12 protein-coding genes are annotated in these 14,748 nt (G+C 45.3%); 7 read left to right on the top strand and 5 right to left on the bottom strand.

Features of this window, described 5'->3' with window-relative positions; translation table 11 throughout:
- Positions 1-146 precede the first annotated feature (146 nt).
- Positions 147-2,372, bottom strand: coding sequence for a sodium-translocating pyrophosphatase (locus AC5WJX_RS06265; protein ID WP_494483809.1), 2,226 nt, complete (start codon positions 2,370-2,372; stop codon positions 147-149).
- Between the two features lie 160 nt (positions 2,373-2,532).
- On the opposite strand from AC5WJX_RS06265, the gene AC5WJX_RS06270 reads away from it, so the two are divergent.
- Complete coding sequence (locus tag AC5WJX_RS06270) at positions 2,533-3,948, top strand: APC family permease (RefSeq protein ID WP_494483810.1); 1,416 nt, start codon at positions 2,533-2,535, stop codon at positions 3,946-3,948.
- Between the two features lie 75 nt (positions 3,949-4,023).
- Here the strand turns inward: AC5WJX_RS06270 and AC5WJX_RS06275 are convergent, their stop codons facing one another.
- Positions 4,024-4,500, bottom strand: a complete 477-nt coding sequence (locus AC5WJX_RS06275) for a peroxiredoxin family protein (protein ID WP_494483811.1) — start codon at positions 4,498-4,500, stop codon at positions 4,024-4,026.
- Between the two features lie 275 nt (positions 4,501-4,775).
- Here AC5WJX_RS06275 and AC5WJX_RS06280 point away from each other — a divergent pair, with 275 nt between their 5' ends.
- Together AC5WJX_RS06280 and mnmL are read left to right on the top strand one after the other, a co-directional pair.
- Positions 4,776-5,261, top strand: a complete 486-nt coding sequence (locus AC5WJX_RS06280) for a DUF892 family protein (protein ID WP_494483812.1) — start codon at positions 4,776-4,778, stop codon at positions 5,259-5,261.
- Positions 5,262-5,344: 83 nt separating this feature from the next.
- Positions 5,345-6,301 carry a tRNA modification radical SAM protein MnmL/YtqA gene (gene mnmL / locus AC5WJX_RS06285; RefSeq protein WP_440431988.1) on the top strand — a complete coding sequence of 319 codons (957 nt, stop codon included), beginning with the start codon at positions 5,345-5,347 and terminating at the stop codon, positions 6,299-6,301.
- Here mnmL and AC5WJX_RS06290 read toward each other — a convergent pair.
- The gene (locus AC5WJX_RS06290; protein WP_440431990.1) at positions 6,280-6,762 is read right to left on the bottom strand and encodes an SRPBCC family protein; all 483 of its coding nucleotides are present in this window, start codon (positions 6,760-6,762) and stop codon (positions 6,280-6,282) included. The two genes, mnmL and AC5WJX_RS06290, sit on opposite strands and share 22 nt — an antisense overlap.
- 252 nt (positions 6,763-7,014) lie before the next feature.
- On the opposite strand from AC5WJX_RS06290, the gene AC5WJX_RS06295 reads away from it, so the two are divergent.
- Positions 7,015-8,433, top strand: coding sequence for an ammonium transporter (locus tag AC5WJX_RS06295; protein ID WP_494483813.1), 1,419 nt, complete (start codon positions 7,015-7,017; stop codon positions 8,431-8,433).
- Between the two features lie 7 nt (positions 8,434-8,440).
- On the opposite strand, the gene AC5WJX_RS06300 is transcribed toward AC5WJX_RS06295, so the two are convergent.
- Positions 8,441-8,914: a ribonuclease H-like YkuK family protein gene (locus tag AC5WJX_RS06300; protein WP_494483814.1), complete on the bottom strand. Its 474-nt coding sequence runs from the start codon at positions 8,912-8,914 to the stop codon at positions 8,441-8,443.
- 191 nt (positions 8,915-9,105) lie between these two features.
- On the opposite strand from AC5WJX_RS06300, the gene AC5WJX_RS06305 reads away from it, so the two are divergent.
- The gene (locus AC5WJX_RS06305) at positions 9,106-11,283 is read left to right on the top strand and encodes a bifunctional alpha,alpha-trehalose-phosphate synthase (UDP-forming)/trehalose-phosphatase (RefSeq protein WP_494483815.1); all 2,178 of its coding nucleotides are present in this window, start codon (positions 9,106-9,108) and stop codon (positions 11,281-11,283) included.
- Here the strand turns inward: AC5WJX_RS06305 and AC5WJX_RS06310 are convergent.
- On the bottom strand, positions 11,280-13,061 hold the full coding sequence (locus tag AC5WJX_RS06310; RefSeq protein WP_494483816.1) for a glycoside hydrolase family 15 protein: 1,782 nt from the start codon (positions 13,059-13,061) through the stop codon (positions 11,280-11,282). The genes AC5WJX_RS06305 and AC5WJX_RS06310 overlap by 4 nt on opposite strands.
- Before the next feature lie 131 nt (positions 13,062-13,192).
- Between AC5WJX_RS06310 and AC5WJX_RS06315 the strand changes: the two genes are divergently transcribed.
- Positions 13,193-13,396 carry a hypothetical protein gene (locus tag AC5WJX_RS06315; protein WP_440432000.1) on the top strand — a complete coding sequence of 68 codons (204 nt, stop codon included), beginning with the start codon at positions 13,193-13,195 and terminating at the stop codon, positions 13,394-13,396.
- 44 nt (positions 13,397-13,440) lie between these two features.
- Positions 13,441-14,748 carry a DEAD/DEAH box helicase gene (locus tag AC5WJX_RS06320; RefSeq protein ID WP_494483817.1) on the top strand — a complete coding sequence of 436 codons (1,308 nt, stop codon included), beginning with the start codon at positions 13,441-13,443 and terminating at the stop codon, positions 14,746-14,748.

The raw sequence follows: 14,748 nt of genomic DNA on the forward strand, positions 1-14,748 counted from the left end.
GTTTAGTTAAAGTGTTTCGATAAATAAGTTTTTTGTTTTATTTTTTTTAATATAGTTCCAAACCTAAATAAAAATTGTCTAATAATAAAAAGGGATTTTCATCGAAAATCCCTGCTATAGTAACAATTTCATCCGTTTTGAAGATTCTATTTAATCTTTAATTGAGCATCACTGATTTTCACCGTTTTCGGAGCCAGGATTTTGTGTTTTTCTACATCTTTCGCCGACGTTTGCGCCACTGGGCCGACAGCAATGTGCGGTGCAATAATCAGAGACACGATAGACATCAGTTTAATCAGGATATTCATTGAAGGTCCGGAGGTATCTTTGAACGGATCGCCAACGGTATCACCTGTAACGGAAGCCTTGTGTGCGTCCGAACCTTTGTACTCCATTTTTCCCTGGATCATCACACCCTTTTCAAAGGATTTTTTGGCATTGTCCCAAGCGCCACCCGCGTTGGATTGGAAGATCCCCATAAGCACCCCGGAAACCGTTACCCCAGCCAAAAGGCCACCCAACACTTCAGGTCCGAAAATAAAACCTACAATTAAAGGTACAATCAAGGCTATTGCCCCAGGCAACATCATTTCACGAATAGATGCTTGTGTAGAAATCGCTACGCATTTTTCATATTCCGGCTTAGCCTTATACTCCATAATCCCAGGAATATCCCGGAACTGCCTTCTTACTTCCTGTACCATGGACATTGCCGCACGGCCTACGGCCGAAATACAAAGCGCCGAGAATATAAAGGGTATCATACCCCCAACAAACAAACCCGCCAATACATCAGCTTTATAGATATCTATGGTTTCAATGCCGGAAATCCCTGCAAATGCGGCGAATAGTGCTAAAGAGGTCAACGCTGCGGAGGCGATGGCGAAGCCTTTGCCGGTCGCCGCAGTTGTATTTCCTACGGCATCCAGGTTATCTGTCCGCTCACGAACCTCCTTCGGACAGCCACTCATCTCGGCGATACCTCCGGCATTATCGGCGATAGGGCCGAAAGCATCTATCGCCAGCTGCATGGCTGTTGTTGCCATCATACCCGCTGCCGCTATCGCAACACCGTAAAAGCCTGCAAAATAATATGAGCCATAAATTCCGGCAGCTAATATCAGGATCGGCAATACCGTAGATTCCATGCCCACCGATAAGCCGCCGATGATATTGGTTGCATGCCCGGTAGAAGATTGCTGTATAATGGAATTCACGGGGCGCTTGCCCATTGCGGTATAATATTCCGTAATCAGGCTCATCAAGGTGCCCACAACCAGTCCCACCAGTATGGAATGATAAACATTTTCTGCAGGGAAACGGAATCCCCGGATCTCCATACTTTCCGGTAATAGCCAGTGCACCGCGAAATAGGCCGCCACGGCGGTAAGGATAATGGACAGCCAGTTGCCCAAGTTCAGCGCCTTTTGCACGCTGTCGCTATCTTTGGAAATTTTCACAAACCAGGAACCCACAATAGAGAAGATCAGACCCAAGCCAGCAATAAACATGGGTAGAAGGATCGGTGCCATACCGCCAAATTTATCGTCAGACTGGATTTCCTGTCCCAATACCATAGTCGCCAAAATGGTCGCTACATACGAGCCGAACAAATCCGCACCCATGCCGGCCACGTCACCGACGTTATCCCCCACGTTATCCGCAATGGTCGCGGGGTTACGCACATCATCTTCCGGGATCCCGGCTTCCACCTTACCCACCAGATCAGCTCCCACATCGGCAGCCTTGGTATAAATGCCGCCACCAACCCTCGCGAAAAGGGCAATGCTCTCCGCACCCAACGAGAAACCCGCAAGCACCTCAATGGTCTTCTTCATTTCCGGGCCAGTTGCTGCAGCGCCAGGATTTACAAAGGCATAATAGAGCACGATGAATAAGCCACCCAGGCCAAAGATGGCCAGGCCGGCAACACCAAAGCCCATTACGGTACCACCGGTAAAAGAAACCTTCAGTGCTTTTGCAAGGCTCGACCTGGCGGCTTCCGTAGTTCTAACGTTAGCCTTCGTGGCGATACGCATGCCAATGTACCCTGCCAGGGCAGAAAATACTGCGCCTAATAGAAAAGCGACTGCGATTACAGGACTGGAATGAATTGGATTTTCCGGGCTGCCTTCCATGGTGCCCGACCAGGCCAGCAATGCGCCGGCAATGATAACGAAATAGGATAGGACTTTCCATTCGGCTTTTAAAAAGGCCATTGCGCCGTCTGCAATGTAGCCTGAAAGTTCGAGCATGTTTTTGTCGCCCGCATCTTGCTTACTCACCCATGCACTTTGTACCGCCATAAAAAGGATTCCAATGAGCCCGAAACCCGGAATCATGTAGATCAGGTTGTTTTGTAGAAACTCCATACGATATATTTGGTTTAATTGGTTAGCAAGGCAAGCCTATACAAAAATAAAAGAGTTTAACACTTTACCAAATTTATAATCGACTGGCGCTGAGCAGGCCTGTTTTAATATTGGATTTTTTAAATATCTTAGCCAACAACCAAACTATTTATCAAATTCAATGGAAAAAGAAACACAGGATCATCACTTTAAACGGGAGCTGGGCTTGCTCGACGGTACCATGCTGGTGGTCGGCTCAATGATTGGATCCGGAATATTTATTGTCAGCGCCGACATCGGCCGGCAAGTCGGTTCAGCGGGATGGCTAACCTTAATATGGGTGCTTACCGGACTGGTAACGGTCATTGCTGCGGTGAGTTATGGCGAGTTAAGCGCCATGTTCCCTAAAGCCGGTGGACAATACGTTTATCTTAAGGAAGCCTATAATAAGCTGATCGCCTTTTTATATGGCTGGAGCTTCTTTGCCGTGATACAAACCGGAACCATTGCTGCAGTAGGGGTGGCATTTTCCAAATTCGCGGCCTACCTTTTTGAGCCCTTAAGTGATGAAAACATCCTGTTTAATATTGGTGATTTCAAGATCAATGCGGCACAGCTGATGTCAATCTTTACCATTATTCTGCTTACCTACATCAATAGCAGGGGCGTAAAGAATGGTAAGTTGTTACAAACCTTCCTTACGGTAATTAAAATTGTGTCCTTGTTCGGATTAATCATCTTTGGCTTTACCCTTGGTGCAAAGGCGGAAGTCTGGAATGCCAACTGGGCCGATGCCTGGAGTCCGAGTAACTACAACGCGGCCTCAGATTCCTGGATGCCTATTGCTGGTTCTGCCTTACTCGCTGCGGTATCTGCCGCAATGGTGGGCTCCTTGTTCTCCAGTGATGCCTGGAACGGCGTAACCTTCATTGCTGCTGAAATCAAGAATCCTGAAAAGAATGTTGGCTTAAGCCTGTTCTTAGGTACGTTCATCGTTTCAGTGATCTATATCCTGGCGAACCTGATGTATCTGTCGGTTATGCCACTCCAAGATATTGCTTTCGCGAAGTCAGACCGTGTTGCCGTTGTTGCTGCGCAAAACATCTTCGGAAATACTGGTACGCTGATCATCGCTTTGATGATCATGATCTCCACTTTTGCCTGCAACAACGGCCTGATCATGGCTGGTGCTCGTGTTTATTATACCATGGCAAAAGATGGCCTGTTTTTTAAAAAAGCAGCCTTATTAAACAAATCCAGTGTGCCAGCATGGGCATTGTGGTTCCAGTGTGTGTGGGCGTCCGCCCTGTGTCTTACCGGGAAATACGGCGACCTGCTCGACTACGTGATGATCATCGTGATCATCTTCTACATCCTTACGATCTATGGGATTTTTATCCTGCGCCGTAAAATGCCTGATGCGGTGCGGCCATACCGTGCCTTCGGCTATCCCGTGTTGCCGTTCTTCTATATCATCGTAGCGGCTGCAATCTGCATTTCTTTGCTGATTACCAAAACCAGCACCTGTGGTTGGGGCGTGGTGATCATGCTTGCAGGTATTCCTGTATATTACCTAAGTAAACCGAAAGAAGCTTAACAGATATCATTTAAATCAAAAAAGCCGGTAGCGATTAACAATCGCTACCGGCTTTTTTGATTTAAAGGCTTTTCCTTACTTCATCAGCTCCAAAAATTTCGGGACCTCCTTATCGTTGCTTGAAAACTTAAGCAAACGCTTGTTTGTACCGTAAAGGTACATCGAAGGATATTTGTCTGGTTTAAAGGTTGATATAAAAGCCTGGTGTTTGTCCTGCAGTAGTGTTACATTTTTCATGGCGAGCAAGGGCTTCCCGAAGTTTGTCATGAAGTAATCAATGGAGCGGAATTCATCCATTGACACCAGGTATATGTTTGCGTTTGCGAGCTTTCCGCTTTGCTTGGAAAGCTGGGTGGCAACCTGCTGGCAGTGATCGCAGGTGGCATCAAAGAACATAATAAATGCTTTCTTGGTTGTCGGGATCTGTGCTGTCGAGAAAGCTTTACCGTCCTTTTTATAGAAAACAGCACTTGGTAGTGTCTGTGGCTGTAATTGCGCGTTGACCTGACCGGCAAACAGGCAGCATAATATGGCTATAAAGAGTTGTTTCATAGCTCTAATATCAATATTAATTAGGTAATCCAAAGCACATCGTGGCTAAAAGTAGGGGTACAGCCTATTTCTTGGTACGTGCTTCCTAGGTGCTTGATAGGAGCTTGCAACGTACTTGCTACGTGTGGATACGTCTCAAACCCCTATCAACGACTTGGCAAGCCTGATGTGAAAGCAAAAGACCATCCAAGGATTGGTGCGGCGCTATAAAACCTAAATTCAATGTTTTTTGTTATTGTGGTAAATTGAAGCTGAATATGGAACAGACAGGATTAATGGAATTTTTTTTAACGCGTTTGGTGGATCTGTATCATGCTGAAAAGAAGTTTATCAAAAGTTTCGTTGCATTGTCCATCGCGGCATATACAGCCGAATTAAGAACGGCATTGAATTCACCTTCTACAGAAGCGGAAACGCATGTTAACCGGTTAGAGACCATCATGAAGTCGCTAAAAGTAAAACCTGCGAAGCAGGAATGTAACATTGTGTCGGCACTTGTGGAGAAAGCCAGGGATCTGATCGTCAAGAACGAGCCAGGTACGGCCATGCGGGATGCGGCAATAATTTATGCCGCGCAGCATGTGGAGCACTACAAGATCGCCAGCTACACGGTATTACATGAAGTGAGTAAGGAGCTGAAGCTCGAACAAGCCAGTGTGTTGCTGGAGCAATGCCTGAAGGAAGAAAACGATACCGCAGCTTATTTGTCGCAGATTGCGAGCAACATCATCAACCCTGCGGCGGCTAAAGATGCCGTATAGATTATGTAAATAATTGGTAAGGAAAGCGCTGGAATTATAATCCCGATAAAAAAGCTGTATTTTTGCGTAAAATATATAGCAATTTGGGAACTCCATTAGATTCAGGCATAAAGGGATATAACAACTACGGCACGCATTTAAAAGCGAAGTACGAGGGGCAGCGCGTGTTTAAAGTTATTGTTGACGGCGGATTTACCTGCCCAAACCGGGATGGCTCCAAAGGCTATGGCGGCTGTACCTATTGCAATGTAGACTCCTTTACACCGGAGCTGTCCAGGAAACTTCCAACCATCCGCGAACAGCTGGAGCAGGGTATGGAGCGTGGCAAGCGCTTTTATAAAGCAGACAAGTTCATTGTCTATTTTCAACCGAACACCAATACTTATGCGCCTACCCATTATCTGAAGATGATGTACGATGAGGCTTTATCGATCAATCCGGAGGATGTTGTAGGCTTTTCGGTAGGTACACGCCCCGACTGTATTGATGCAGAAAAGGTAGCACTGTTGGAGAGTTATGCTGATCGCTTTGATGTGGATCTGGAGATGGGCATGGAATCTATTTACGATGAAACGTTAAACCAGATCAATCGTGGCTGTAGCCATGGGGAGTTCGTGGAAGCCGTAAAACTGCTGGAAAACTCACCGCTGGATCTCTGCGTACATACGATTTTTGGCTTTCCATGGGAAACCGAAGAGATGATGCTGAAATACATCGATGAGATCAACCGCTTTCCGCAAATTAAGTTCGTGAAGTTCCATCACCTGCATATTGTTGAAGGCTCTATTATGGGTGTTAAATACAAGAAGAATCCTTTCAAATTATTTACCCTCGAAGAATATACAGATCTGCTCTGTAAATTGATTCCTTTGCTTAGGCCGGACATCGTCATCCAGCGTTTATTCGGGATTTCGGACTGGGACCTGCTTATAGCGCCAAATTGGGGCTTAAACAAATCTGCCATACAGACCTATATCGATAAAGAGATTGAACGCCGTGGTATTGTTCAGGGTTCAGCCTACGAAGTAGGGGTACTGTAAGTCCCGAACAAAGCTTCTATTTTCTGTTTTCTGTAGTTGAATATCTGCTGTAGCTTGTTGGCAACGAAAATTCCATTCGCCAGCTGTCCAAAGATCCCGAAGGGCATGCCGTAGGTAAGAATATCATTCATCAATACACCACCTGGTATTTCCTGGAAGTGATGCTGGTGGTGCCAGAATTTGTAGGGCCCAAATCTTTGCTCATCAATAAAGTACTGCTCGTGCTGCACCTGCGTAATTTCTGTCATCCAATCGAGCTTGATGCCTAAAACTGGCGATACCTTATAGGTAATGATCATGCCCGGGTACATTTTCGTGGCTTCGGTCGTATTCGATGTAACCGTAAATGCCATTTCCTTGGGTGTAATCTTCGCCAGATTCAAGGGTGAAGAGAAAAATGACCATGCTTCAGCTAAGCTAACCGGTATTTTCTGAGTAAATTCCAGGTGATATGATTTCATGTTGCATTAACAATCGTCAAGCTTATATGTTTATTCCGGATTTTTGGGTTTTTTGTGTTGTCTTTGGGTTGAATTTTGGTTAATGTCAATGCTTGTGTATCTAAAATTCAGGTTGATTTAGTTGATCTTGTGATTTTTTATCAAAATAACTTTTAAAATTCCGATGTAAACAATGTATTTTTGATTTACGATCTAAAAACAAGTGCTTATTTCTGTTTTGTTGTCCTGATTAGTTGTTTTAAATGGATTTATATGAAAAATTTAACCTTACGACAAAGTCTTCCCTTTGTTTTACTACTGGCAATAGGCGTTTTGTGCCTGTTTTTTCCTGTTTTGCCGAATTTTGATGAAGGAAAATACAATACCGCAGATATCGCCTGGATACTAATCTCCGCTGCATTGGTGTTTTTGATGACACCGGGTCTTGCTTTCTTCTATGGTGGTATGGTTCACCGCAAGAATGTATTGTCTACCATGATCAAGAGTGTTGTTGCTGCTGGCGTGATCACCGTGATGTGGGTTGTGGTAAGCTTCAGTCTGGCCTTTGGAGAGAGCATTAACGGTATCATTGGTAATCCTGGTACCTTCGCGTTTTTCCAGAATGTTAATTCGGGGGCACCATGGGCAGGTGCGCCGACGATCCCACTTACGCTGTTTGCCGTGTTTCAGTTGATGTTCGCCATCATTACGCCTGGCCTGGTCGTTGGAGCGGTAGCCGAGCGGATTCGTTTTACCTCTTACATTCTTTTTATTGTCTTGTTCTCTGTATTTGTATATTCTCCACTGGCGCACTGGACCTGGCACCCTGATGGATTCCTGTTAAAGATGGGTGTTCTGGACTTTGCAGGGGGTACCGTGGTGCATATCTCTGCAGGTATGGCTGCGCTGGCAGGGGCACTTGTGCTTAAGCGTCGTAAATCTCACATTGAAAATAAGGAAATACCACCTGCAAATATCCCTTACGTGCTGATCGGTACAGGGCTGTTGTGGTTCGGCTGGTTTGGTTTCAATGGGGGATCCGCATTTGGATCCGGTGCATTGGCAGTGAGTGCTTTTGCAACCACAAATATGGCCGCTGGTGCCGCCGGATTATCCTGGATGTTCTTTGATGTATTGCGTGGCAAGAAACCTTCGGTCTTAGGATTCTGTATCGGTGCTGTTGTTGGCCTGGTTGCCATTACACCAAGTGCCGGCTTCGTCGCCATTCCGGTAAGTATATTTATTGGTGTCGTTGCTGCCATCATCTCCAATCTTGCGGTGATGTGGAAATCCCGTACCAGCCTGGATGATACGCTCGACGTGTTTCCTTGTCACGGCGTAGGCGGTATCGTTGGTATGATCTTAACCGGTGTTTTTGCCAGTAAGCAGATTAATCCTGCAGGGTTTGATGGCCTCTTCTACGGTGATGCAACCTTCTTTTTAACCCAGCTTAAAGGGGTGGTCATTGTAGTGACATTCAGTTTTGTCATGTCATACGGCATCTTCAAGCTGGTGAACCTGATTCAGCCAATCCGTGTAAGCTCCGCAGAAGAAGAAGAAGGGCTTGATGCTTCACAGCACAATGAAAAATATTACCAAGGTACGCTGATTATTGAAAATAGCGTTGTCGTTGAAAATAGCGTTGTTGAAAGCGTTATTGAAGTCGAGTCCTTGAAAAAAGTACCAGCTTAGGTTGGTATTAATGCACCATCTTGTCAGCGCAGGTTGAACTTGCAAAAGCTTCGGGCTTAGCTTTAAAAATAAAGCCCATACTTAAGATGTAACCCATTGCTTCGTTAAGTGCCTTGTTTGATTTGAATGAAGGACTTGTATTGATGTCGGCATGTACCTCCAGGCCGACATCATAAAGGTCCAGCAAGTCACAAATGGCGTATGCGGTTTCAATGGATTTCTGCACTTCTGCCAGCATCCGCTCTTTGATGCCCATGCGCTGCAGTGATTTCTCCTGATGGATATACATAAATCCTCCATGGTGTGCGCGTAGCAGCACAATTACAGTAGCAAAGTTGGTAATTGGACCTTTCACCTGAGAATCTGTGCCTATACAGATCTTAAGTTTATGCCCCTTTTCGCTTTCCCGGATAATCGCCTGTTCAATTTCTTCAAGTATCGGCTTGTGAATAACTTCACCGCTGAATTTCTTCCAGTACATAAGAGTTGGAGTTAAGAATGTAGCTACCCTAAGATAAGGCTTTAGATGTAAAAAAAATGTTAATTCAGCTACTTAATTACTTAATATCAGTATGTTGGGCTTTTTAGGTCGGGTTTTCAAGATTGTTTGCGTGCTGCTAAATCTGCAAAAACTCAAAACAATACCATATTAAAGGGGTAGTATTAGTACATATGACAAAGAATAAAACCATTATTGTTTCCAACCGTCTTCCTGTGAAAATTGTAGAAAAGGATGGGGTTTATGAATTAAGTCCAAGCGAGGGTGGTCTGGCTACCGGTTTGGGATCCATATACAAGACCGGGCACAACATCTGGATTGGATGGCCCGGCGTTGAAGTGCCGGAGGAACGACAGCAGGAAGTTACGGAGAAGTTGGCAGCGCTGAACCTGATCCCGGTATTCCTGAGTAATGAGGAGATCAACCAGTATTATGAAGGCTTTTCCAACGAGGTGCTCTGGCCAGTGTTTCATTATATGACTACTTATGCCAACTACGAGCAGAGTTATTGGGACTTTTACCAAAGTGTAAACACAAAATTCGCTGATTCGGTAGTCGCACACCTTAAAGAGGGTGATACCGTTTGGGTACATGATTATCAGTTGTTGCTGCTACCGGGCATGGTACGCGCGCGACAGGCACATATCACAATTGGATTCTTCCAACACATCCCTTTCCCATCCTATGAGATATTCAGGCTTATCCCTTGGCGGGAAGAGCTGCTGGAAGGAATGTTTGGCGCTGACTTGCTCGGCTTTCACACGTTCGATGATGTTCGCCACTTCCTGAGTGCAGCGAGTAAACTCTCTACTTCTAAATATGCTAATAACGTAATCAATTACAGTGAGCGACAGATTGTGGTAGAGGCCTTTCCAATGGGTATCGATGACCAGAAATTTGAAGTGCTGGCCAGCAATGAGCGTGTTTCCGCGCACATCCAATCTTTCAAGGAATCTAAACAGGGTTCGAGAATGATCCTGTCTATTGACCGGCTGGACTACAGTAAGGGCATTATTCCAAGACTGCAGGCCTTCGAGCTCTTCCTGCATTGTTATCCGGAGTATATCGAGAAGGTCGAACTCTACATGATCGTTGTACCCTCGCGAGATAGTGTTCCACAATACAAAGAACTGCGTGAGCAGATCGATCAGCTGGTCGGCAATATCAATGCGAAGTTCAGAACGTTGAACTGGGCACCGGTACATTACTTCTATCGTTCCTTCCCGATTGAGTTCCTTTCGGCATTATATAGAACCGCAGATGTTTGCCTGGTAACGCCAATGCGGGATGGGATGAACCTGGTAAGCAAGGAATTTGTGGCTTCAAAAACGGACAACAAGGGTGTGCTGATCCTTAGTGAGATGGCTGGCGCTTCCAAAGAGCTGAACGACGCACTGATTGTAAACCCAAACAATATTGGTGAGATCATGCGCTCACTTGTACAGGCCTTAAACATGACAGATGCGGAGCAGGAGCATCGTATGAAGAGCATGAGGGCCATCGTGAAAAAATTCAACATACATTTATGGGTGAAAAACTTTATGGATAAACTAGAAGAGGTGAAAGAGATGCAGGCAGCCTTACTAACAAAATATGCCTCAGCTTCCATTCGGGAAGGAATAAAAACCGCATACAATAAAGCTGGTGATCGCTATTTGTTCCTGGATTATGATGGAACATTGGTGGGCTTTAAGGGAGATATTGACAAGGCTTCACCAGATGAAGAATTGCTGCATTTGCTTGCGAACCTGTCCGAGGTGGAAGGGAATAAAGTGATCATCATTAGCGGAAGACGGCATCAAACGCTTGAGGATTGGTTCGGGCATTTGAAGCTAGATATGATTGCAGAGCATGGTGCCTGGCAGAAACAATCAGGTAATGAGTGGAAAAGTTTACCCTTGTTAACCGACAAGTGGAAACTGGACATACGCGCAGTGTTGGAGACCTATACGGACCGTACGCCAGGTTCTTTCATTGAGGAAAAAAGCTATTCCTTGGTTTGGCATTACCGTAAGGTAGAAGAGGGATTGGGCGAATTGCGTGCTCAGGAAATTATCAATCACCTTCGGATCATGGTTGCCGATAATGGACTGCAATTGATGCCTGGCAATAAGGTGCTGGAATTTAAGAATATTGAGGTGAATAAAGGGAAAGCAGCCTTAAACTGGATGCACGACAATCACCCGGACTTCATCCTGGCGCTGGGTGATGACCATACGGATGAAGATATCTTTAAAGCGATTCCAGAAGAGGCCTACACCATAAAAGTTGGTGGAAACATTTCTGCGGCAAGATATTATTTGAGGAACCCAACCGAAGTCAGGTCCCTTTTAAAACTGCTTTGCAGTTAGAGAAAAACAGGTTTGTCTAATTTGATGGCGATTCGGTGTGCAGCATTCATCAAGCCTACATGGCTATAGGCTTGCGGGAAGTTGCCCCACTGACTGCCATCATTTTCATCAATATCTTCACTGAACAGATTAAGATGATTGCCATACTGCATCAGGGATTCAAACTCCTTGATGGCATCATCAATCCGGCCTACACAGGCTAATGCTTCCACATACCAGAATGCGCAGATGAGGAAGGTCGATTTCGGCTTGCCAAAATCATCTGCGTGTTTGTAACGGTAGAATAAGCCATTGTCGGCTTTAAGTTCAGCTTCCACCGCAGAAAGGTGATCTTTCGCTTTCTGTGATTGCGGATCCAGATAGTTCATCAGGATGAGCTGCAGTGTGCTTGCATCAAGGTGTGGGCTGTTCACGCCATGTGTGTACACTTTTCTTTCCGGATCATAACAGTCTTCAATGTGCTTAGCCGCTTTATCAATCAATAGCTGCGCACGTTGTTTACTTTGCTCATCATTGATGGTTGTCGCCATCTTCAATGCCGCGTTTGCACCTGCCCATTGAAACAGGTTCGTGTAGCAGTGGTGATTGGCAATATTCCTGAATTCCCAAATTCCTGCATCTTTCTCATCTATGGTGCGCTCGATCTTTTTCAACAGATAGTCGAGCCATTGCGCAGAGCCATGACGTTCATCGAAAATGAAGCGGTTATCATGGTATAATGGCAGCATGGATATGATCACCTGACCATAGATATCATTTTGAATATGCTCAAAGGCCTGGTTCCCGATCCTTACCGGTTGGTTGCCCTGGTAGCCTTTGATGTTCCCGAGAATACGTTCGGTTAGTTTCCGTTCGCCGGCAATGCCAAACAAAGGTTGGTAGCGCTCGTCGTTGCGGAAGGAAATATCCGTGATGTAGTTGAAATAGCGCTCCATCTCTTCGAAGTGGCCGATGTGGTTTAAGGCTGTGATGACATAATAGGTATCGCGCATCCAGCAATAACGGTAATCCCAGTTCCGTACACTGCCCGGGTGTTCTGGAAGGCTGGTGGTACTTGCGGCAATGATTGCTCCGGTATCTTCATATTGGTGGATTTTTAATACCAGGGCGGAGCGTATGACTACCTGTTGCTGAAAGCCAGCAATGGAAGAGTGTTTGATCCAGGTGCGCCAGTACTGCTTTGTGCTTAGCAGGAAGCGTTCCGCTGTACTATCAATTGGTGCTTCCAGTTTGTAGCCGAAGGTGGTGATCAGGTATTTTGGTTCATTCAGCGCAAAATAGCGTTCGTCTTCGATGTAGCTTAAGGAAATGTTGGTGCTGAGCTGCAGCGTCTCGTTACCTGAATGATATAAGATGTGATTACTGCCGCGACTGCGGGTAAATTTGTCTTCACCATAATTATATACGGGGCGGCATTTCACCTTTACACGAGGGTTGCCGCTGATCACTTCGATTTTTCTAATAAACATGAGCGGTTTGTAGTAACGCTCATATTGTCTGAAGCGTGGTGCGAAATCGGTTATCCGGTAAGTGCCTTCCGGATTGGTGATCTCTGTGCAGAGAATATTAGTATTCTCCAGGTAATACTGTTTTGAGCTGTACTCTCCCGCAGGCCGGATGGAGAATTCACCGCCTTTTTCATCATCAAGTAAGCCGCCGAATACAAATGAGCTGTCGAATCGTGGCCAGCAAAGCCAGTCTACATTAGTGTTTTTGTTGATGTGCGCCAGGTAAGCACAGTTTCCAATAATCCCTGTTTGATAGGTGTGTCTATCCATCTAATTCTTGTTAGTTTTATTTGTTTGTCATTATAAAGAACAACTTATCTGGTGAATTGTTGTTTATCCTATAGTTGTAAATGGTTGTATCTTAAAAAAGAAATCCAATGAACACGATTAACCCAGATTTGATGAATGAATTTTATTTGCTTCAGGCAAGCAGATCTAATGAAAAATATCTTGAATTATTGGATGATCACCTTTATTCTCCGATCCAAAAGGCGAATACCTATATGAGTGCTCTGGTGAGCAAAAGAGGCGATATGCTCATCCAGATGGAGTCGAGGGTAAACAGAACCCTGCGCCGCATTAAAAAGCGTTACCTTAAGTTTTAAGCCATTCGGGGTGCTTCCCGGCAGATTTGTTACCTTTGTTGCTTATGGTACAAAGAGTTCTTCAGAATCTGAATATTTCCGCGCTAAACGAGATGCAGCTTGCTGCGACAGCTGCCGCTGCAAAAGGTAAGGACCTCATCTTGCTGGCACCTACGGGTTCAGGTAAAACGCTGGGCTTTTTGCTGCCGCTGCTGAACAACCTTAATCCGGCCACCAAGGGTGTACAGGCTTTGATCCTGGTGCCCTCCAGAGAACTTGCACTGCAGATTGAACAGGTCTTTAAGGCTATGGGAACAGGATTTAAGGTTAACTGCTGTTATGGCGGGCATGCAGTGAAGGTTGAGAAGAACAACCTGGCCGAAGCACCAGCATTACTGATTGGAACGCCAGGCAGGATCGCCTACCATTTGAAGCACGAAAACTTTGATGAATCTACCATAACCTCCCTGGTGCTGGATGAATTTGATAAAGCCCTGGAATTTGGCTTTCAAGATGATATGTCTTACATCATCGGTCAGCTGCGCTCCCTGAAGCAGCGGTTTCTGACTTCCGCTACGAAGATGGAAGTCATTCCGGAGTTCGCAGGTGTACGTATTGCAGAAGAGATCGACTTTTTAGCCAGTGCTGCAGTTACTCCCGATTTGAAACTTAAGAAGGTAATTACGACTGCAGAGGAGAAATTAAACACCTTGTTTAAACTGATCTGTAAAATTGGAGATGAGCGTACGCTGATCTTCTGTAATCACCGGGAAACGGTGGATCGTATCAGTGACCTTTTGATCGATAAAGATCTTGCACACGATATTTTTCATGGTGGCATGGAGCAGGATGAGCGTGAGCGTGCGCTGCTGAAGTTCCGCAACGGCAGTATAAAACTGTTAATCACCACGGATCTTGCGGCCCGCGGCTTGGATATTCCTGAAGTGCAATACATTGTACATTACCAGCTGCCATACACCGAAGATGCTTTTCTGCATCGTAATGGTCGTACAGCCCGGATGAATGCCAAAGGAACGGCATACCTGATCATGACGGAAGAAGAGAAATATCCCTTCCTGGCTGGAGACATTGAAACGGAAGTTTTGAAAGATAAAGGTTACAAGCTTCCGAATGACAGTGAGTGGCAGACTTTGTACATCGCTGCCGGCAAAAAAGATAAGGTTAACAAGATTGATATCGTTGGACTACTCTTGAAAAAAGGTGGCTTACAGAAGGAAGATGTTGGCTTGATTGAGGTTAAAGATCAAAGCAGTTATGTTGCAGTGAAACGCAATATGAGCCGGAAAGTGCTCGCGGCATTAGCCAATGAGCGGATCAAGAATAAGAAGGTGAAAATAGAGATAGCAATGTAA

The sequence above is a fragment of the Pedobacter sp. NEAU-ZC8 genome (genome assembly GCF_059278965.1).